Origin of the sequence: Propionibacterium acidifaciens (assembly GCF_003798325.1) — a bacterium.
GTDB lineage: Bacteria > Actinomycetota > Actinomycetes > Propionibacteriales > Propionibacteriaceae > Propionibacterium > Propionibacterium acidifaciens.
Map to the genome: position 1 here is coordinate 1,751,830 of NZ_CP033719.1, position 19,136 is coordinate 1,770,965.

Below are 19,136 nucleotides of genomic sequence, written 5' to 3' on the forward strand. Positions count from 1 at the left end.
GCCGGGGCGGGCGCACGTCGCCCGGGTACCGGTCGGATGACTGGCCGGTATCCGGACGACGGGATCGGTGGGGCTCAGTCGGTGCCGGTCTCCATGGCGGCGTTGTCGAGCGGGGTCGCCTCGGTCTCGCCGGCGTGCAGAGGGTTGTCGGCGATCTCGGACGACTTGCCGGCCTCGAGCCGGCCGACGAGCTTGGCGGCCTCGCCGCCGGTGAGCCGGCCCTGGGCGGCGTACTGCTCGAGGCGGGCGCGCGAGTCGGAGATGTCGAGGTTGCGCATCGTCAGCTGGCCGATGCGGTCGAGCGGGCCGAAGGCGGCGTCCTCGACGCGCTCCATCGACAGACGCTCCGGGTGGTAGCTGAAGGCCGGGCCGTCGGTGCGCAGGATCGAGTAGTCGTCGCCGCGGCGCAGGCGCAGCACGACCTCGCCGGTGACGACGGAGGCCACCCAGCGCTGGATCGACTCGCGGATCATGAGCGACTGCGGGTCGAGCCAGCGGCCCTCGTACATGAGGCGGCCCAGGCGCAGGCCCTCGGTGCGGTAGTTGGTGATGGTGTCCTCGTTGTGGATGGCGTTGACCAGCCGCTCGTAGGCGATGAACAGCAGTGCCATGCCGGGGGCCTCGTAGATGCCGCGGCTCTTGGCCTCGATGATGCGGTTCTCGATCTGGTCGCTCATGCCGAGGCCGTGGCGTCCGCCGATCTCGTTGGCCCGCAGGACGAGGTCGACGGGCGAGTCGAACTCCTCGCCGTTGATCGAGACGGGGCGGCCCTGCTCGAACCCGATGGTGACGACCTCGGGCTCGATGACGACCGACGGATCCCAGAAGCGGACGCCCATGATGGGCTCGACGGTCTCGATCGAGACGTCGAGACGCTCCAGGGTCTTGGCCTCGTGCGTCGCGCCCCAGATGTTGGCGTCGGTGGAGTAGGCCTTCTCCTTGGAGTCGCGGTAGGGCAGGTCGTGCTCAGTGAGCCAGGTGCTCATCTCGTCGCGCCCGCCGAGCTCGGTGACGAAGTCCTCGTCGAGCCAGGGCTTGTAGATGCGCAGCGCCGGGTTGGCCATGAGGCCGTAGCGGTAGAAGCGCTCGATGTCGTTGCCCTTGTAGGTGGACCCGTCGCCCCAGATGGAGACGTCGTCCTCGGCCATGGCGCGCACGAGCAGCGTGCCGGTGACCGCGCGGCCGATCGGCGTGGTGTTGAAGTAGAACTTGCCGGCGCTCGAGATGTGGAAGGCGCCGCAGGCCAGGGCCGACAGGCCCTCCTCGACGAGCGCCTCGCGGCAGTCGACGAGACGGCTGAGCTCGGCGCCGTACTGCCCGGCCCGGCCCGGCACCGAGGCGATGTCGGGCTCGTCGTACTGCCCGATGTCGGCGGTGTAGGTGCACGGGATGGCGCCCTTTTCGCGCATCCAGGCGACGGCGCAGCTGGTGTCGAGGCCACCGCTGAATGCGATGCCGACCCGCTCGCCCACGGGGAGAGACGTCAGTACTTTGCTCACGGGAACCAAGCATAACCTGAAAAATATGCGATGTCGAACCCGTTCTTGAGCGTGAAACAGGTGAGTACTATTCCTTGGTAAGAATAAGTATGTCGAGTGGGTTCATTCGGTGTCATTCGGCGGGGAGCGGGCGGCCGGTCCCCGCGGCACTTGGCGCGAGCGACGCCGGCGCGGTCCTCAACGGTTCGAGCGGCCGGTCCGGGCCTGCCCCGGAGTCAGGCGGGGCGACGCGCCGGCACGGTCCTCGGCGGTTCGGGGCGACCGGCCCGGACGTGCGCGCCCGGACCGAGCCGCGCCCCCGCCGATCCCGTCCGGGCCGGTGCTCACCGGGGCATCGGCGGCCCCATGTCCGTGCGGCACGGCTGAGTGGCACGACCGTGCGGCCGGCCGGCCCCGTCCGTCTCCGGACCCGCTCCCCGGCAGCGGCCCCCGGGGCGTGGTGGACGGGCGCTCACCGCGGCGGGTCGGCGACCAGGATGATCTTCCCGGTGTTCTCGCCGGACTCGAGCAGCTCGTGGGCCCGGGCGGCCTCCCGGAGCGGGATGCGCGTCTGGTTGCCGGGCCTGATCGTCCCGTCGGTCAGCAGCGGCCAGACGACCTGCTCCACCCGGCGGCAGATGGCGGCCTTCTGGTCGGCGGGGCGTCCGCGCAGGCTCGTGGCGGTGATCGTGCCGCGCTTGTTGAGCAGGACGGCCAGGTTGAGGGTGCCCTTGACGCCCTTCTGCAGGCCGATCGTCACCATGCGGCCCTCGGTGGCCAGGCAGCGCACGTTCGCCTCGAGGTATCTGGCGCCGATGATGTCGAGGATGACGTCGACGCCGCGGTCGGCCGTGGCGACCATGACGGCCGGCTCCCAGTCGCCGGCGTAGTCGATGACCTTGTCGGCGCCGAGCCGGCGGCAGTAGGGGCCCTTCCGCCGCGAGGCGGTCGTGAGGACGCGGGCGCCGAGAGCCTTCGCGTACTGGATGGCGAAGCCGCCGACGCCGCCGGCGCCGCCGTGGATGAGGACGGTCTCACCGGCGCCCAGTCCGACGCGGTCGAAGTTGGAGACGACGGTGGCGGCCACCTCGACCAGCCCCGCCGCCTTGACCGGGTCGACCCCGGCCGGGACCGGCAGCAGGTGCTCGGCCGACGCGACGAAGTACTCGGCGTAGGCGCCGCCGGCGAGCAGCGCCAGGACCTGCTCGCCGACCTCGTGGTCGCCGACGCCCTCGCCGAGCTCGGCGATGATCCCGAGGCCCTCGAGGCCCATGACCTCGGTGGCGCCGGCGGGGGGCGGGTAGTGGCCCTGGCGCTGGAGGACGTCGCCCCGGTTGACGCCGACCGCCTGCGTGCGCACGAGGACCTCGCCCGGTCCCGGCTCGGGGGTGGGCACCTGCGCCCACGTGATCTTGTCGGCCCCGCCGGGCTCGGAAACGGTGATCGCGTACATGGGTCCAGCTTGCCAGAGATGCCCATCGGCTACCATGAGTGGGCGCCGCCGGATGTCTCCGGCGGTCATGGCGAGGTCGCACAGTGGACTAGTGCAGCCGCCTTGAAAGCGGCCGAGCGAGAGCTCCGTGGGTTCGAATCCCACCCTCGCCGCCCGGAGGGCGCGCCGCCGACGCCCGGGGTCGGGGCCCGCTTGGGCGATGGTGCCCGAGCGGGCCGCCGACCGGTCAGCCCACCGGGTTGTACTCGCAGGCGTCCGAGACGTTCTCGGCGGTGGCGCTCGTCGTGGGGGAGGACGCCGAGCTCTCCTCGTCGTGGCCGGTGCTGCCGATGCCGTGGCTGCCCGCCGTGCCGGCGTCCGTGCCCTCGTCCCCGGCGGCGGGGCTCGGGGCCCGGCTCGTCGCCGGGGACGAGGCGCTCGTCGCGGGGGCCGTGCCGCCGTTCTCGCTCTGGGCGACGGCGTCGGCCACCGCCGCGCGGATCGCGTCGTAGTCGGGGTTGCCCGGGTCGACCTCGAGGGCGCCCGAGGTGCTCGCGCCGGACAGGTTCTGGGCGATGACCAGGCGGCTCACCGTGCCGTCCTTGACGGTGAGGGCCAGATTGGCCAGGTTGTCGAGCAGGTCCTGCGGAATGTCGGTGCTCATCATGTTCTCGCTCGCTGCGGCGATCGCCTCGTAGCGGGTGAGCAGCGTCTGCGGGTTGACCTGCTTGATGATGGCGTTCACCAGGCAGCTCTGGCGGCGCATGCGGCCGTAGTCGTAGTCGGGGTCGTTGCAGCGGCTGCGGGCGTACCACATGGCGTCCTCGCCGTCGAGCGTCTGGTTGGGGCCGACGGTGAGGTATCCGTCGACGCCGCACTCCTCGTCGCCGTAGCCGTTCACGTGGCCGCCCTTGGCGATCGGGAAGTTGATGTTCACGGTGACGCCGCCCATCGCGTCGATGAGCGCTTGGATGCCGTCGATGTTGACCATCATGAAGTAGTCGATCTTGAGACCCGTGACGCCCTGGACGGCCATCTTCGTCGCATCGGCCCCCGGATAGTCGGTGTCGGTGAACAGCTCGGGGTGCTCCCGGGGCACCTCGTTCCAGATGGCGTTGACCATGTAGCTGTCCTCGCTGTCCGAGTAGCCGTCCCAGACGCGCCCGCCGGGGTAGGCCCCGGCCAGGGCGCTGCCCTCGGGGAAGGGCACGTTCTCGAGGTTGCGCGGCAACTGGATGATGACCGTGTCGCCCGTCGTGACGTCGACCGACGCCACCATGAGCGTGTCGGTCCGCAGACCCAGCTCGTCGTCGCGGTTCTCGCCGGAGTCGGCGCCGACGAGCAGGATGTTGAGTCGTCCCATGCCGGCCCACGGGTTGTCGCCGCTGACGTTCGGGCGGGTCTGCGAGCGCGAACCGGTGCCGAAGATGCTGCCCAGGACGATGCTCGTCTGCAGCGCGTAGGCCGAGGCGACGGCGGTGGGCGTGGCCACGAGGAGGGACATGAGGAAGACGACGCCCGCGCCGACCAGGCGCTGGGGGCGGGTCATGCGGCGCGGCCGCGAGACCAGATAGGTGCCGATGATGACGATGACCCACGCCAGCGCGCCGACGAGCAGGGCCACGGCGAGGACGAGCAGGTTGCGCGAGTTGGCGACGAGCGACACGAGCGTGCTGCGGTGCACGAAGGCGAGGACGGCGGCCGCGCCCCCGGCGATGAGGCTCACCGCGAAGAGGAACAGGCCGAGGAGGGTGCGCCGGGTGCCGACGAGGCCCAGCCCCGGGATGATCGAGCCGAAGGTGGTGCGGACCAGGGTCCGACCGAAGCCGGCCGAGCGGTCGTACAGCGGGCTGCCCGCGCCGTGAGTCGCGTGCTCCCCGTCGCGCAGGCCGACCTCCTCGACGTCGAAGATCTCACCGTCGTGGCCGGCCCCGGAGGCCTCCTCGTCGGCGGGACGGGCGTACCGGGGGGTGTAGGTGTAGGTGTCCTCTGCCGCTGCCCGGCGGGGACGGTTGCTGCGCGGGGCGTCGTCCTTGTCGTGGTTTGCCATGACACCTTCTTGGTCGTACGTGCCGGAGGTCGGGCCGGTCGACCCGTGCCCGGGCGGTCCGGGTCGAACCGGTCGGATGCGCTCCGACCGATTCCCTGACCCACCCATGATGCCCCGTGCAGCTGTGGACTGAGCGTGCCGCGCCGCGGAGCGCCCGCGTGGACGCCACGATCGGCGGTCGGCGCGTTGCCCGTCGCGCCCGCAACGGATATGGTTGGAGGCCGCTGGAGGTGTCGCCTAGTCCGGTCTATGGCGCCCGCCTGCTAAGCGGGTTTGGGACTCACATCCCATCGCGGGTTCGAATCCCGCCACCTCCGCCAGCCGGACAGCCCGCCGCATCCGCGGCGGGGCGGACTGCTTCTCCCTCCGGGGTCGGCGTGCCGCTCGCCCGGGGTTCCGCTCGGCGGGCGACAGACTGCTCTCCATCCGCGGTCCGTTCCGTCGTCCGGGGCGACTGGAGATTCCGCCGGTGAGGGGGTATCGTTCTTTCTCGCCGTCCGGCAAGCGCCCATAGCTTAATGGATAGAGCATCTGACTACGGATCAGAAGGTTGGGGGTTCGACTCCCTCTGGGCGCGCAACGAAACGAGATGGGCCACGGGGACCCTGAGCACTGTGCTCAGGGTCTCCAGGTCTTCCAGGGACCATGCGCGCTTGCCCCACCACTTCCTGCTCACCGAGCTTTGCGCTTGGTCGATTGCCATGCCCAGGCTCGTCTGGTTGAACCCCTTCCTCGCCGCCTCGGCGCGCACGTTGGCGGCGACTGCCTGCACTAGGTCGCTCTGGGTGGGGGTGCGAAATGCGCGGACTTCACTCATGGCGCTCGAGCATGCCATACTGGCATGCTCGAGCGCCATGCGGGGTAGGAGACGTTAGACAGTTAGCTCAGAATGGCATACTTCAGGCTCCATGTGATCTCGAAACAGCATAATCCACCCTGTATCGGGTTGTCAGGTCATCAAGACTCTGATGGAGCAGCGCAGCATCACGCAGGAAGAGCTTGGCCGCCTCGTCGGACTTGCCCAGCCAGCGGTAAGCAAGCGGCTCAGCGGCGAGCGCCGGTGGCAGGTCGATGAGCTGGTCGCCCTGTCCAGGGCTTGGGGGGTCAGCGTCGACGAGCTCATCGGCAGCGGCCCCGGGCGCGAGGAGGCGGCGTCATGAGCGTCATCTTCGCGACGGTCTCGGCCGCGGGCGCGCTGCTCGCGCTTGCAGCCGCGGTCAGCACGTTCCTGAACGGCCGGCGGCGATGAGCGCCGGTCAGTGGAAGGGCACGTGCGAGGCCCTCGACACCCTCGACTCGTAGCACGAGAGATGGCGGCATAGGCGCCGCCTCCAGCGTCGCCGCCGCCTCGTCGCGGGCGGTCTCCGCGCCGGTCTTCGCCTTCTTGGACAGGTTCGCCCTCCACCAGGCGAAGGCCGCCCCGGCGATCGGACAGGGCGGCGCAGACGGCGCTCACCGCGTCAGGCCAGCCATCCCACGAGGAGGCCGTGCTGTGAGCAGAGAGCTGTACCTCGACCGCGACGACATCGATCTCGTCGCCGCCGCCCTCCACAAGCTCGCCGACGGCTACCGGGCCACCGCCGCCCGGCCTGCGCCGGCCGGAGGCCCTCCCGTCTTCGGCCAAGGCGGCAGGCGCCGCGCCGCCAGGCAGGCCGGCCGCTGTGTGAACCTCGCCCAGCGGCTCAGCCGGTTCCCATCCGCACTCGCCGACGAAGGGCCACGCGCATGACCCCCAGAACCCCCAGATTCCAGCGCCGCAACTACGGCTCGGGGCACGGCTACACCCTCGACGGGCACAAGATCCCCGGTGTCACCACAATCATCGGGAAGACCCTCGACAAGCCCGCCCTCGTCGGCTGGGCGGCCAACACCACCGCCCGCTACGCCGTCGAGAACTGGGCCCACCTGTCCGCCGTCGACCCGATCGCCCGCTACGAGGAGCTCTCGAGGGCCCGCTTCAACACGGTGAAGAAGGCCGCCGACCAGGGCACCCGCATCCACGCCATGGCCGAGCAGATCGCGCTCGGCCGCGAGGTCGAGGTGCCTGAGGAGATCAGCCTCCAAGTCGAGGCCGCAGCCCGGTTCCTCGACCGGTGGGGGGCTCGAGACCGTCGCCGTCGAGTTCCCCGTCTGCCACACCGGCTACCGGTACGCCGGCACCGGCGACCTGCTGGTGCGCTCCGACCGGTTCGGCCTGTCCCTCATGGACTGGAAGACCGGCCGGGGCGTCTACGACGACTTCGCGCTGCAGCAGGCCGCCTACCGGTACTCGGACGTGATGCTCGCCGAGACCCCGCAGACCGGCCCGAGGGGCGGGCGGCGGCCGTCCCTGTGGGCGGAGGAGCCGATGCCCCAGGTCGACTCCGTGCTCATCGCGCACGTCACCGGTGACACCGTCGACCTTCACCCGATCCGCGCCGGCCGTGACGTGTTCGACGTGTTCCTGTACCTCCTCGAGGTCTACGAGGCGTGGATCCGGCGGACCGGCTGGGAGTTCCGCGACGCCGACACCTACGCGCCGACCATCGGCGCGGCCATCTACCCGGAGCAGGACCTGACGAGGGAGGGATTCCCCAATGAGTGACTTGAGTGAGCGGAGGGCCGGGCGCGTCGAGGACCAGGGCGACGAGCAGCCCGTCGGACAGGACGTCGCGGGTGGCGAGGTCATGCCCTACGTGGCGGCGCCGGTCGCGAACCGCGCCTCCGACCTGAGGGATGTCGCGACGGACTCGTGGACGGACGTCCTGGGCGACGTCGTCACTCTGTCGCGGGGGATCGCGGGCACCGAGTTCGTGCCGGCCGGGCTGCGCGGCTCGATGGAGAAGACCACCGCGGCGATCCTGTACGGCCGCGAGCTCGGCCTTCCCCCGATGACCGCGCTCGGCTCGATCCACGTCATCGATGGTCGGGCCGGTACGTCGGCGGAGTCGATGCGCGCCCTGATCCCCCAGGCGGGCCATGAGCTCGAGATCCGCGAGATGACCACGAGTCGCTGCCGGATCGCCGGGCGCCGGCGGGGGAGTGAGTCGTGGACCGAGGCGGTCGCCGCGAAGGCCGAGTTCGACCAGGTGCGGATCCGTACCCGTGGCGGGTCGATGAAGCTGACGGAGAAGGACAACTGGCGGAACTGGCCGGCCGAGATGCTGCTGGCGAGGGCCACGACCCGGCTCGCTCGGATGATGTTCGCGGATGTGATCCATGGCATGCGCTCGACCGAGGAGTTGTCGGACATGACCGAGACCGGCCAGGCGCCTGCCGCCGGGCGGGCCGACGCCGGGCAGGTTCCGGCGCCGGCCGGGCGCACGAGGGTCGCCCGCAAGCGCAAGCCCCACGAGCCCCGGCAGGCCGCCGCGCCAGCAGAGTCCGGCCCTGCCGCCGAGCAGCCTCAGACCCCGGAGCGGCGGCGGAAGCCGCTGCTACACCCGGGCCGAGATGGCCGCACGCGGCATGCGGACCGACGGCCGGGACGTCTGGCATCTGAAGAGAGGACCGAGAGTGCCCGAAACCCCTACCGGTGAATCTAGGGCGGCTTCCCAGCCCGTCCGGGGGCCCCCAGGGTCCGGCCCTGAAAGGCCGTCAGAATCTATTCTCGCGGGTTTCAGGAGTGGCGTGCGATGACTGGACCGCGAGTACGTGCCCCTGGAGCCCATGCAGGGCCGCACCGGCGGCCCCGAGCCGGCCTACGACGCCTCCTGGAACGACGAGACCCGAGTCCGCTGGCGCTGGGGCTACGACGCCTCCCGGACCGGCGTAGAACTGCGCGTCACCGCCGTCCGCCGCCCCGGCCGCCGGACCCGGTTCATGGTCAGCTGCGGCCCGGTGGGCTTCAGCGACTGCGGCGGCGAGACGGCATGCCAACTGATCCACGACCTGTCCGTCGGCTGGCAGGCCGGCTACGAGGCGGCCGGCGGTCAGCCGACGAGCTGGGCGGCCCGCTGGTGCGAGACCCCCATCAGGTGGCCGACGTCCCGCAGCGTCAGGCCCTCGTCCCGCAGTACCCGGGCGGCCCGCTGGTTCAGTTCGGCGGCGGCACGGTTCGCGGCCGCGGCGGCGGCCCGCTGGTCCTCGGCGCCTCGCATCGCCTCCCAGAACGCGTCGGGCAGCACCGGGGCCACTTCGATGCCGAACGAGTCCTCCGGCAGCCCGGACAGGTAGGCGATCGCCTCCCGGATGTCGTCGGCCGCCTGGTCGAGACGGCGCACCTGGGAGACGGCGCCGACCTCGGCGCACTCGGTCACCCACCACGGGTCACGGCCGCGCTCGGCCGTGACCGTGAACGTTCTGCGGCTCATCGCCACCACCCCTTCCCGCCGAGTTCGTCGGCGAACTGGTCGAAGAACTTGCCCGCGGTCACGTCGTCGACCTCGTTGTGCCGGCCGAGGGTGCGGGTCGTGTCTCCGACTTGCACGGCAGTGTGCCGGGTCAGTTCGCGGGTCTCGAATCGGAGGCCCCGCGCCTTGGCTGCGGCCTTGATCTTCTTGAGCGCTGCCTTGCGATTCACGAGTTTAGTCTAGCCCGGACTTGCAGGACAAGTCAAGCCCGCACTAGCAGTATTCGAGAGGGGTTTCAATTGACCGCCAACACACTCGACCAGCTCGACCAGATCCCGGCACTCGCAGCCGAGGTCCTCCTCACCACCGGGGCGAAGAACCCCAGCGGACACGCCCCAATTCGCGGCCACCGCCAAGACGCGCCCCCAGCGCCCGCGGACCAACCCCGTGGTACCGTAACCTGACAGATGGCGGGCGGAGCACGCCCAGAAACCCGAGGCCCCGAGCACCACAAGCCGAGGCCTTCACCATGACAACCCCATGGCCTACGTCGTCGACCACATCCTCCCGCTCTCCGCCGGCGGACCCGACACCATCGACAACAAGCAGCCGGCGCATCGGGTGTGCAATCGCCAGAAATCGGACAAGGTTTCCGGGATAAGCACGTCACAAGCGATGCGGATGCCATTCGTGCGCGATTCGACATTCGCAGAGTGACCACAGGAGCAACGGGAACAGACTGGGAAACGAGCACGGGCCCAGGGGGGATCCCCTCCGGAGGGCCCCAGCGGGCATCTCCGGCCAAGGCGGTATCCCCCCGGGCCGTCCTGGTCCGCAGCCGGAGGTGATCCGCATGACGCTGGTCAACTCAGCCCGCCAGGGCAGGCTGCCGGGGCTGAAGCGGCTCCGTGACATGCTCGCGGCCCAGCTCGACGAGTGCGATTCGAACCGCGACTTCGCCGCCCTGTCGACACGACTCATCGACGTGCTCGCGCAGATCGACGAGCTCGAGCAGGCGGCAGGGAAGAAACCGGCTGCACGCAAGGAGACCGGACTTGACGAGTTCACGCGCCGGCTCGAGGAACGCCAGCAGGTTCGGCGTCGAGACGCCGCCAAGGGTCCGCGTCGCGCCACCTCGTCGCGGTGACACGTACGGAGACCTGGCATGCTCCCTCGCCTCCTCCTACGGCCTCATCCCGGATGACTGGCAGGAGCTCGTGTTGTCGGACTGGCTGCGGGTGCGGGCCGGGCGGTGGGCGTCGCTCGACTGCGGGCTCTCATGCCCGCGGCAGAACGGCAAGAACGCCATCCTGGAGGTGTACGAGCTGTTCGTCACGGTCGGGCTCGGCCGGCGGGTGCTGCACACCGCGCACGAGGTCAAGACGGGCAGGAAGCACTTCCGGCGGCTCCGGTACTTCTTCGGGGAGCGCGCCGCCGACCCGGGGGCCGAGTTCCAAGAGCTCAACAAGCTCGTGCGCGAGATCAGGAACGTGAATGGCCAGGAGGGGATCTACCTGACGAACGGCGGCTCGATCGAGCTCGTCGCCCGCTCGAAGTCGTCAGGGCGCGGCTTCACCGTCGACACGCTCGTGTGCGACGAGGCCCAGGAGCCGACGGACGACGAGCTGCAGGCCATCAACCCCTCGATCTCCGCCGCGCCGTCCGGCGACCCGCTCGGCGACATCGCGCACATCCTGGGCGAGCTCCTCAAGGACCCGATCGGGTACCCGAACGCAAGGTTGGGGGTTCGACTCCCTCTGGGCGCGCAACGAGGGGCCCGCGCGGATCCGCGCGGGCCCCTCGTGCGTCCCGGAGTCTTCGGTGCGCCCGGGGGCGGAGCGGTTCAGGCGGTGATGACCACCGCGTCCCGTCCGGCGTCGTGGCGGCGGGCCAGCGCGTGGCGGCGGCCGTAGCCGGCGTAGATGACCAGGCCGATCACCATCCACACGAGGAAGCGCATCCATGTGGCCAGTGACAGGTTCATCATCATGTACAGGCAGGCCAGTACCGAGACGATCGGCAGCACCGGCGAGAACGGCACCGTGAACGGGCGCTCCAGGTCGGGTCGGGTGCGGCGCAGGATCGGGACGGCCGCGCTGACCACGACGAAGGCGAACAGCGTGCCGATCGAGACCATGTCGGCCAGGGCCCGCAGCGGGACGAAGCCGGCCAGCGTCGCGACGAAGATCGTCGTGAGGAGGATGACACGGTAGGGGGTGCCCCACTGCGGGTGCACCCGGGCGATCGCCATGGGCAGCAGGCCGTCGCGGCTCATGGCGAAGGCGATGCGTCCCATGCCGATGATGTCGACGAGGATCACCGAGGTGAGTCCGCAGATGGCGGCGATCGCGATGAGCGCGCCGGCCCAGCCCAGGCCCACCGACTTGAAGGCCTCGGCCACCGGGGCGCCCTCGTCGATCTCGGTGTACTTGACCATGCCCGTGACGACGAGGCAGACCGCCACGTACAGGGCGGTGCAGATGCCCAGCGTGCCGAGCACGCCGCGCACCAGGTCGCGCTGCGGGTTCCTCGTCTCCTCGCCCATGTTGGCGACGACCTCGAAACCCGAGTATGCGAAGAAGACGACGGCGGCCGCGGTGAGGATGCCGGCCACGCCGAAGGTGGACGGCGAGACGCCGGTGACGGCCTGGACCAGGCTCGTCTCCCATCCGGTCCGGCCGTTCTCGGTCGTGGACACCGGGTCGGGAATGAACGGCCGGTAGTGCGCCGCCCGGATGAAGAAGACGCCCACCGCGATGATGAAGATGCAGATGGTCACCTTGATGATGACGAGGGCGTTCGTCACGCGCGCCGACTCCTTGGCGCCGATCATCGCGATGAGCCCGAGCAGCACCGCGATGAGGATGCCGCCCACGTTGACCGTCGACGTCTCGCCGAAGAGGGCGTCCGGAAGGTTGAACAGCGACTTGAGATAGCCCGACCAGCCGCGCGAGACGACGCCGGCGCCGAGCGCGAACTCGAGGACGAGGTCCCAGCCGATGATCCAGGCGAAGATCTCGCCGAGCGTCGCGTAGGCGTAGGTGTAGGCCGAGCCGGCGGTCGGCACGGTCGAGGCCATCTCGCAGTAGCACAGCGCCGCGAGCAGGGCGATGAGGCCGGCCAGTGCGTACGAGATGGTGACGGCCGGGCCCGCGTGGTTGCGGGCCTCGATGCCGGTCAGGGTGAAGATGCCGGTTCCGATGACCATGCCGATGCCCAGCCCGAGCAGGTCCCGGACGGTCAACCGGCGCTTGAGGACGCCGGGGGAGGCGGCGTCGGCGGCAGCGTCCTCGGACTGCTGGGCGATGATGTCCTCGATCGGCTTCAGACGAAGCACTCCATGTCTGCTCACCTGCTCACGGTAATGCCTTGACGTGAAGACATCTTCGCCGTCCACGTTAATTCCGGGGTCGGGGCGTGACCGAGGGCCGACGTGGAGGCTGGCCGGCTCGTGGGGTCGGCCGGCTCGTGGGGTGCTGGTTGGTGCCGGCCGGGGCCTGGACCGGCTCGTCCCCCTTCCGCTCCCACCTCGGTCTTGTGTTCGCACCTCGGACGTGCCCCGGGCGTCAACGTGAGGGTGAGATGGGAACGGACACGGAGCCGGTTCCGCGGGTGATGGGCGCCCCGGACGGGCGACCGGCCCTCACCAGTCGTACATGCCGCCGTCGCGCAGGCGGTTCACCGGCAGCGACCTCGGCTCGTACGGGTAGCGGGCCGCCGCCTCCTCGTCGAACTCGACGCCCAGTCCCGGGGTGCCGTCGAGTGTGATGACGCCTCCTTCGAGTCGGTAGTGGGGAGTGAAGACCCGCCAGGTGTCCTCGGGGTAACCCATGTACTCCTGCATGCCGAAGTTCGGGATCGTCCAGTCGAGGGCGAAGTTCGCGGCCTGGCCGATGGGGGAGATGTCCGAGGCCCCCTGAAGCCCCGAGCGGATGCCGTAGACGTCGGCGAGCGCCAGGATCTGGCGCAGGTGCGTCAGCCCGCCGCCGTGGGTGACGGGGATGCGGATGTAGTCGATGAGACGTTCGGTGATCGCGTGCTGGCAGTCGTGGACGCTGTTCCACACCTCGCCGACGGCGATCGGGCAGCTCGTGAGGGAGCGGACGGTGGCGAAGGCCCGCTGGTCCTCCTCGGGAGTGGGGTCCTCGAGCCAGAACATGCGGTAGGGCTCGAGCCGGCGGCCCATCCAACCGGCCTGGCTCGGGCTGAGGCGGTGATGACCGTCGTGCAGCAGCTCGAAGCCGTAGCCGAGCTCGTCGCGGGTGGCCCTGATGAGTTCGGGCAGGAAGTCCAGATAGGCGCCGGTGTCCCACTCCTCGACGTCCGGAAGGACGCTGCTGGCCGGCTCGTACTCCTCGTCCCCCCTGGCGACGCCGTAGGCGGTGGGCACGCCGGGCACCTGCGCCTGGACGCGGAGGGCCCGGTATCCCTCGGCCAGCCTGGCGGCCGCGTCGGTGAGGGCCGCCTCGACGGTGTGACCGGTGCAGTGCGGGTAGGCGGTGATGAAGTCGCGGGCCCGGCCGCCGAGCAACCGGTGGACGGGCACCCCGAGGGCCTTCGCGTTGAGATCCCACAGGGCCTGGTCGATGGCGGAGATCGCCGACATCGTGACGGGTCCGCGGCGCCAGTAGGCGCCCCGGTAGCAGTACTGCCAGATGTCGTTGATGCGGCTCGCATCGGCCCCGACGAGGGTCGGGGCCACGTGGTCGGCGACATAGGACGCGACGGCCAGTTCGCGGCCGTTCAGCGTACCGTCGCCGTAGCCGACGAGGCCGTCGTCCGTGGCGATGCGCACCGTGCAGAAGGCGCGACCCGGCGAGCACACCAGGACGTCGACGGACTCGATCCTCATGGTTCTCCTCGTGAAACGATTGGTTCACCCAATGGAAAGCATAGTGCCCTCGGACCCGTCCGGCGAGATGGCCGCACCCACCTCCTCATCGGTCGGGCCCGGGTCGGGCGCGGCCTGGGCGTTACCCGTGACGGGGCGTGGTGGTGGCCCGGGCGCGCGGAGCCGGGGCGCCCTGCGCGGCGCCGCCAACATTCCCGGACGGTCTGGCCCGGGCGTGCGCGGCCGGGGCTCGGACCGGCGGCACATGGGGCGGAGTTTCCCGTTCGGACCTCGACGTGTGCGGTCGGGGTCACCAAGGGTCTCTGATCGGTGGGGAATCGGGGCGGGCCCGGGTCGGGCGGGGCCGCGCAGGATCATGCCCCAGGACGAGCGGCGCCCCGGCGGTCGTCCCTTGTCGGGCGTGCGCCCGATCATTAGCCTGGCCCCGTGACCGAGAAGCGCACGGCGGACGGGGGCGCGGCGGGTCCCGTCGCGTCGGCGACGATGCGGGCCGTCGTCCTCGAGGAGCCCGGACCGGCGACGAGGCTCCACGTGCGCGAGCTTCCGGTGCCCGAGCCGCCTCGGGGCTGGGTGCGCATCCGCGTGCGGGCCTTCGGGCTCAACCACTCCGAGCTCATGACCCGGCTTGGGCTGTCGGGCGATGCGGTGCACCTGCCGCGCGTGCTCGGCATCGAGGCCGTCGGGCAGGTCGACGTGGACACCACCGGGACCCTGGCGCCGGGCACGCGGGTCGCCACGATGATGGGCGGCATGGGCCGCGAGTACGACGGCGGCTACGCGCAGTACACCTGCGTGCCGGCCGGGCAGGCCATCGCCTTCGACTCCGGCCTGGACTGGGCGACGCTCGGCGCCGTCCCCGAGATGCTCCAGACCGCGTACGGCTCGCTCACCACCGGCTGCGACGGGCGGGAGGGTCAGAGCCTGCTCATCCGTGGCGGTACGACCTCGGTCGGCATGACCCTGGCGGTGCTGGCGAAGCAGTGGGGCATGACGGTGCTCGCCACGACGCGCCGCCCGGAGAGCGTCGCTGGCCTGGTCTCGCTCGGCGTCGACCACGTGCTCGTCGACGGCGGGACCGTCGCCGCCGAGGCGCGGCGGCTCGTGCCCGGCGGTGCCGACTGCGCCGTCGAGCTGATCGGCGCCACGACCTTGCGCGACACCGTGCGGGCGCTGCGCCGCGGCGGCGCGGGGCGTCCCGGGGGCGTGTGCTGCTTCACCGGCATGGTCTCGCACGAGTGGTCGCTGCCGGACTTCTACCCCATCGACTTCCTGCCCAACGGGGTGCGGCTCACCGCCTACTCGGGCGAGGCCGCCGACCTGCCCGCCGAGGTGCTCCAGCGCTTCCTCGATGACGTCGCGGCGGGCCGGGTGCGCGTGCCGATCGGGCGGGTCATGGGGTTGGACGAGGTGCCGGCGGCCCACCAGCTGCTCGAGGACGGCGCCGCCGGCGGGAAGATCGTCATCGTCGTCTGACCCCGGCCCGCCGCGCCTCCCTCCGCGATCACGGCTCTCCCGTCTCCCGGTCCCGGCGTCCCCTTCTCGCCCCGTTCTCCCGCCCCGTTCGCACCGCACCTCCCGTCCTCCCGCTCCCGCCTCACTTTCGGTCCCCTGCGTTCGCACCGCACTTTTACGCCGACACCCGGGATATGTCCGAGGTGCGAGCGCAAGAGTGAGGCGGGGGCACGAATGTAGAGGTGCGAGCGGCAGGGCGACGTGCATCGCGCCTCCAGGCCGAACGCTCCGCAGACGACCGGCACGGGCCGGGTGGACGGGGATGCCCGCATCTTCCGGAGGGACGAGGGTGCTTCCGCGGGTGGACGGGGATGCCTACCCAGCTCCTGAAGCGCCGGCCCCGCCTGCGCTCCCCCCGGGTGGACGGGGATGCCCCGATCTGAAAGCGATGGTGTAGCCGTGTGGCCGTGCTCCCCCCGGGTGGACGGGGATGCCTACGCCGCTGATCTGGGAGCAGGGCATTGACCGGTGCTCCCCCGGGCGGACAGGAATGCCCGTGCCTGCCGAACGGCCCCGGGCCCGTAGGCTTGGGCCATGAGTGAGCGCAAGAGTGTTCTGGTCACCGGTGCGACCCGCGGCATCGGCCGCGCGATCGCCGAGGAGCTGGCCGGCGACTGGCACGTCGTCGTCGGCGGGAGGCGCCCCGATGCGGTGCACGCCCTGGTCGAGTCCCTGCCCAGCGCCGAACCCTTCATCGCCGACGTGCTCGACGGCGACGCCCTCGTCGCGGCCGCCGCGCCCATCACCGAGCTCGATGCCCTCGTCCCGTGCGCCGGGCAGACCACGCTCGGGCGCATCGCCGAGCTCACCCCCGAGCAGTGGCGCGCCGAGTTCGAGCTCAACGTCATCGCCCCGGCCCAGCTGACCCGCCTCCTCCTGCCGGCCCTGCGCGCCCGCAGCGGCCACGTCGTCTTCATCAACTCCGGCGGCGGCTTCCACACCCGCGGCAACGACGCCTGCTACTCGGCGTCCAAGCGCGCCCTCATCGCCGTCGCCGACGGCCTGCGCGCCGAGGAGGCCGGTGTCGTGCGCGTCACCTCGATCCACCCCGGCAAGGTCGACACCGACATGCAGGTGGCCATGCAGGCCGAGCTCGGCAACCCGTACGAGCCCGAGCGCTACCTTCGTCCCCACGACGTCGCCCGCACCGTGCGGCTCGCCCTCACGATGGACCCCGGCGCCGTCATCGACATGCTCTCCGTCAGACCCACCCGGTGACGCGGATCTGGGCCCACCGGGGCGCCAGCAGGGCCGCGCCCGAGAACACCGTTCCCGCCTTCACCGCCGCCGCGGCACTCGGCGCCGACGGCGTCGAGCTCGACGTGCAGCGCACCCGCGACGGCCGGCTCGTCGTCTGCCACGACGAGCAGATCGACCGGACGAGCACCGGCCACGGCTGGATCCGCGACATGAGCCTGGCCGAGCTGCACCGCCACGACTTCTCGTGCGGCCGCGCCGACTTCGCCGGCACCCGCATCCCCACGCTCGACGACGTGCTCACCGCCCTGGCCGGCACCGGCCTGAGCGCGAACATCGAGCTCAAGAACTCGGTCGTGTCCTATCCGGGCATGGAGGCCGAGGTGGTCGAGACCGTCGAGCGACTGGGCTGGGGCGGCCGGGTGATCTACTCGTCGTTCAACCACGCCTCGATGCGGCTCATGGCCCGGATGGGCGAGCGCGTCGGCCTGCTCTACGACGAGGTGCTGCGGAGGCCGACCAGGTACGCCCTCGACCTCGGGGCCGCGGCGCTCCACCCCTCGGGGAGGGTCATGGCGATCGCGCCGCACACGGTGCGCAAGGCCCACCGCAAGGGCATCGAGGTCAACGTGTGGACACTCGACCGCCCCGAGCAGGTGCGCGCCGCGCTGGCCCTGGACGTCGACGCGATCATCACGAACACGCCCGACGCGGCCCTCGGCGTGCGCGATGCAGCGGGCGGGAGCCTCCGGCCCGACAAGGGGACCCGAGCCAGGACCTCGGTCTGTCAGCTGTCCCGGCGGCGCGCCTGACTGTCCCGGCGGCGCGCCAGTTCGGCGGCGCAGGCCGCCAGCAGGGGCTCCGGGTCGGGCGTCAGCCCGGTCATGAGCTGCACCTGACCGATGCCCTGGAAGACGAGCAGGTCGATGCCGTCCACGCTGACCCGGCCCGCCGCGGCGGCCGCCAGCGAGAGCGCGGACGGGTGGCGCTCGTAGAAGACGTCGAAGACGACCGGGGCGGCACGGACGATCCGCGCGGCCTCGGCGTCGGTGAAGTCGACCGGTGCGATCGACAGCAGCAGATCGGCCCGGTCGGTGCCCAGACCACCGGGGGCCGACAACTCGCCCCAGCCGACCACGTCGAGGTCGATGCCGTAGCGGGCGGCCACCTCGTCCAGGCTGGCGTGGGCGCGCTCAAGGCTGCGGGCGATGACCTCGGCGTGCCGGACGCCGATGCGGGACAGGGCGGCCAGCCCGCTGCGGGCGGTGGCGCCCGCGCCCACCAGGATCGCGCTGTCGGCGCTCGTCAGGCCGCGGTGCGCCAGGGCGCCCGTCATGCCGGGCACGTCCGTGTTGTAGCAGCGGTTGGACTCCCGGCGGCTCGTCCGCCGGGACCCGTCAACGGCGCCGAAGATGATCGTGTTCGCCGCGTCCAGCGCCGTGACGAGCGGTTCCGGTGTGCCGTGGGCGATGATCGCGGACTTGAACGGCATCGTCACCGACAGCCCCACCCAGCTGGAGTCCAGGCCGGACAGGAACTCGTCCAAGTGCCCGGGCTCGACGTCGATCGCCTCGTAGCTCCAGCCGCTCAGGCCGAGCGTCTCGTAGGCGGCCATGTGCAGGGCGGGTGACAGCGAGTGCGCGGCGGGGTGGCCGATGACGGCGCAGCGGTGCTGCACGGAAGCGGTCCGCTGTGCTTCCCGCCCGGTCATCGTGTCCCGCCCAGGCGCTCGTCGATCTCGGTGCGCAGCCGGACCTCGAGGCCCCGAGAGGCCCGCGAGATGTCCACCGCGTTGCGGCTCGGCCGGGCAGGGAGGGCCTCGCGGGCAGGGAGGGCCTCGTCCGCCCCGCCCTCGTCGACGACCGGCCGAAGGCTCTCGGCGATGCAGCCGCCGATGCGGGCCGGGTCGGCGGAGGCGTACGAGGCGCGGTCGTACGGGGCGCGCACCTGGTCGGCGGTGCCATGGGCGAGCGCGATCCCGTTGCGCCCGGCGAGGGCGAACTTCGACTCCGGTTCGGGGGTGCCCCCGGCGCGCGGGTGCGGTTCGGCCTTCGGCAGGCCGGCGACGAAGGGGCTGATGTGCATGGGTCAGGACCTCACTGTGGCAGAAGCGGACGGGTACCCGGACACAGACTCTACGCAACCGGACTCCCATCGGCCCGCGCCCTGACCGCGGAGTGGATCCTCCTCGGCCCCGCCCCGCGGTCCACGGGTTCAGTCCACCCCGGGGTTGCGGAACAGGCCGCACCCGAGGCGGCAAGAAGTGAATCGCCCCGCCCCGCACGCCTCCGCACCGGAGTCGACGACGGCATGGCCGACTACAGTTGGCGTGCACCCGGATCGC

At 71.3% G+C, this 19,136-nt stretch carries 19 protein-coding genes and 3 tRNA genes; 13 read left to right on the forward strand and 9 right to left on the reverse strand.

Annotated elements, in window-relative coordinates:
* Window positions 1–74: 74 nt before the first annotated feature.
* Window positions 75–1,508 (reverse strand): argininosuccinate synthase, encoded by a 1,434-nt coding sequence (gene argG, locus EGX94_RS07350; protein ID WP_021797882.1) that lies wholly within the window; start codon window positions 1,506–1,508, stop codon window positions 75–77.
* Window positions 1,509–1,950: 442 nt separating this feature from the next.
* Window positions 1,951–2,931 carry an NAD(P)H-quinone oxidoreductase gene (locus tag EGX94_RS07355; RefSeq protein WP_021797899.1) on the reverse strand — a complete coding sequence of 327 codons (981 nt, stop codon included), beginning with the start codon at window positions 2,929–2,931 and terminating at the stop codon, window positions 1,951–1,953.
* Between the two features lie 69 nt (window positions 2,932–3,000).
* On the opposite strand from EGX94_RS07355, the gene EGX94_RS07360 reads away from it, so the two are divergent.
* Window positions 3,001–3,083: transfer RNA gene (locus EGX94_RS07360), tRNA-Ser, on the forward strand.
* 74 nt (window positions 3,084–3,157) lie between these two features.
* On the opposite strand, the gene EGX94_RS07365 is transcribed toward EGX94_RS07360, so the two are convergent.
* Window positions 3,158–4,960: an LCP family protein gene (locus EGX94_RS07365; protein ID WP_021797888.1), complete on the reverse strand. Its 1,803-nt coding sequence runs from the start codon at window positions 4,958–4,960 to the stop codon at window positions 3,158–3,160.
* A 226-nt stretch (window positions 4,961–5,186) separates the two neighbouring features.
* Between EGX94_RS07365 and EGX94_RS07370 the strand changes: the two genes are divergently transcribed.
* The 6 genes from EGX94_RS07370 (at window position 5,187) to EGX94_RS07400 (ending at window position 8,478) form a co-directional block, all read left to right on the forward strand.
* A tRNA-Ser gene (locus tag EGX94_RS07370) sits at window positions 5,187–5,280 on the forward strand.
* 184 nt (window positions 5,281–5,464) lie between these two features.
* A tRNA-Arg gene (locus tag EGX94_RS07375) sits at window positions 5,465–5,537 on the forward strand.
* A gap of 391 nt (window positions 5,538–5,928) precedes the next feature.
* On the forward strand, window positions 5,929–6,120 hold the full coding sequence (locus EGX94_RS07385; protein ID WP_021797886.1) for a helix-turn-helix domain-containing protein: 192 nt from the start codon (window positions 5,929–5,931) through the stop codon (window positions 6,118–6,120).
* 332 nt (window positions 6,121–6,452) lie between these two features.
* A complete protein-coding gene (locus EGX94_RS07390; protein ID WP_021797887.1) occupies window positions 6,453–6,689 on the forward strand; it encodes a hypothetical protein in 237 nt (78 codons plus the stop codon).
* A 474-nt stretch (window positions 6,690–7,163) separates the two neighbouring features.
* The gene (locus EGX94_RS07395) at window positions 7,164–7,544 is read left to right on the forward strand and encodes a hypothetical protein (protein ID WP_123826115.1); all 381 of its coding nucleotides are present in this window, start codon (window positions 7,164–7,166) and stop codon (window positions 7,542–7,544) included.
* A complete protein-coding gene (locus tag EGX94_RS07400) occupies window positions 7,537–8,478 on the forward strand; it encodes a recombinase family protein (protein ID WP_021797884.1) in 942 nt (313 codons plus the stop codon). Before EGX94_RS07395 ends, EGX94_RS07400 begins: the two co-directional genes overlap by 8 nt.
* Window positions 8,479–8,871: 393 nt before the next feature.
* Here EGX94_RS07400 and EGX94_RS07405 read toward each other — a convergent pair whose 3' ends face one another.
* Both EGX94_RS07405 and EGX94_RS07410 read right to left on the reverse strand, forming a co-directional pair.
* On the reverse strand, window positions 8,872–9,252 hold the full coding sequence (locus EGX94_RS07405) for a hypothetical protein (protein WP_043122068.1): 381 nt from the start codon (window positions 9,250–9,252) through the stop codon (window positions 8,872–8,874).
* Window positions 9,249–9,461 carry a hypothetical protein gene (locus tag EGX94_RS07410; RefSeq protein WP_021797894.1) on the reverse strand — a complete coding sequence of 71 codons (213 nt, stop codon included), beginning with the start codon at window positions 9,459–9,461 and terminating at the stop codon, window positions 9,249–9,251. The genes EGX94_RS07405 and EGX94_RS07410 overlap by 4 nt, the downstream gene beginning before the upstream one ends.
* A gap of 310 nt (window positions 9,462–9,771) precedes the next feature.
* Here EGX94_RS07410 and EGX94_RS07415 point away from each other — a divergent pair, with 310 nt between their 5' ends.
* From EGX94_RS07415 to EGX94_RS07425, 3 genes are all read left to right on the forward strand, one after another.
* Window positions 9,772–9,948, forward strand: coding sequence for an HNH endonuclease (locus tag EGX94_RS07415; RefSeq protein WP_021797874.1), 177 nt, complete (start codon window positions 9,772–9,774; stop codon window positions 9,946–9,948).
* Between the two features lie 136 nt (window positions 9,949–10,084).
* The gene (locus EGX94_RS07420) at window positions 10,085–10,378 is read left to right on the forward strand and encodes a hypothetical protein (RefSeq protein ID WP_021797880.1); all 294 of its coding nucleotides are present in this window, start codon (window positions 10,085–10,087) and stop codon (window positions 10,376–10,378) included.
* The gene (locus EGX94_RS07425) at window positions 10,287–11,144 is read left to right on the forward strand and encodes a hypothetical protein (protein ID WP_123826117.1); all 858 of its coding nucleotides are present in this window, start codon (window positions 10,287–10,289) and stop codon (window positions 11,142–11,144) included. The genes EGX94_RS07420 and EGX94_RS07425 overlap by 92 nt, the downstream gene beginning before the upstream one ends.
* Here EGX94_RS07425 and EGX94_RS07430 read toward each other — a convergent pair.
* Together EGX94_RS07430 and manD are read right to left on the reverse strand one after the other, a co-directional pair.
* Window positions 11,075–12,583 carry an amino acid permease gene (locus EGX94_RS07430; RefSeq protein ID WP_043122056.1) on the reverse strand — a complete coding sequence of 503 codons (1,509 nt, stop codon included), beginning with the start codon at window positions 12,581–12,583 and terminating at the stop codon, window positions 11,075–11,077. The two genes, EGX94_RS07425 and EGX94_RS07430, sit on opposite strands and share 70 nt — an antisense overlap.
* Before the next feature lie 291 nt (window positions 12,584–12,874).
* On the reverse strand, window positions 12,875–14,083 hold the full coding sequence (gene manD / locus EGX94_RS07435) for a D-mannonate dehydratase ManD (RefSeq protein WP_021797904.1): 1,209 nt from the start codon (window positions 14,081–14,083) through the stop codon (window positions 12,875–12,877).
* A 426-nt stretch (window positions 14,084–14,509) separates the two neighbouring features.
* On the opposite strand from manD, the gene EGX94_RS07440 reads away from it, so the two are divergent.
* The 3 genes from EGX94_RS07440 to EGX94_RS07450 all read left to right on the forward strand — a co-directional run bounded on the left by EGX94_RS07440 (window position 14,510) and on the right by EGX94_RS07450 (window position 17,604).
* Window positions 14,510–15,556 carry a zinc-binding dehydrogenase gene (locus EGX94_RS07440; RefSeq protein WP_021797901.1) on the forward strand — a complete coding sequence of 349 codons (1,047 nt, stop codon included), beginning with the start codon at window positions 14,510–14,512 and terminating at the stop codon, window positions 15,554–15,556.
* A 573-nt stretch (window positions 15,557–16,129) separates the two neighbouring features.
* On the forward strand, window positions 16,130–16,813 hold the full coding sequence (locus tag EGX94_RS07445) for an SDR family oxidoreductase (protein WP_021797905.1): 684 nt from the start codon (window positions 16,130–16,132) through the stop codon (window positions 16,811–16,813).
* Window positions 16,810–17,604, forward strand: coding sequence for a glycerophosphodiester phosphodiesterase family protein (locus tag EGX94_RS07450; RefSeq protein ID WP_021797897.1), 795 nt, complete (start codon window positions 16,810–16,812; stop codon window positions 17,602–17,604). The genes EGX94_RS07445 and EGX94_RS07450 overlap by 4 nt, the downstream gene beginning before the upstream one ends.
* Here EGX94_RS07450 and EGX94_RS07455 read toward each other — a convergent pair.
* Together EGX94_RS07455 and EGX94_RS07460 are read right to left on the reverse strand one after the other, a co-directional pair.
* Window positions 17,580–18,470: a shikimate dehydrogenase family protein gene (locus EGX94_RS07455; RefSeq protein ID WP_021797878.1), complete on the reverse strand. Its 891-nt coding sequence runs from the start codon at window positions 18,468–18,470 to the stop codon at window positions 17,580–17,582. The genes EGX94_RS07450 and EGX94_RS07455 overlap by 25 nt on opposite strands.
* A gap of 29 nt (window positions 18,471–18,499) precedes the next feature.
* On the reverse strand, window positions 18,500–18,877 hold the full coding sequence (locus EGX94_RS07460) for an adenosine deaminase (RefSeq protein ID WP_021797900.1): 378 nt from the start codon (window positions 18,875–18,877) through the stop codon (window positions 18,500–18,502).
* Between the last annotated feature and the right edge of the window lie 259 nt (window positions 18,878–19,136).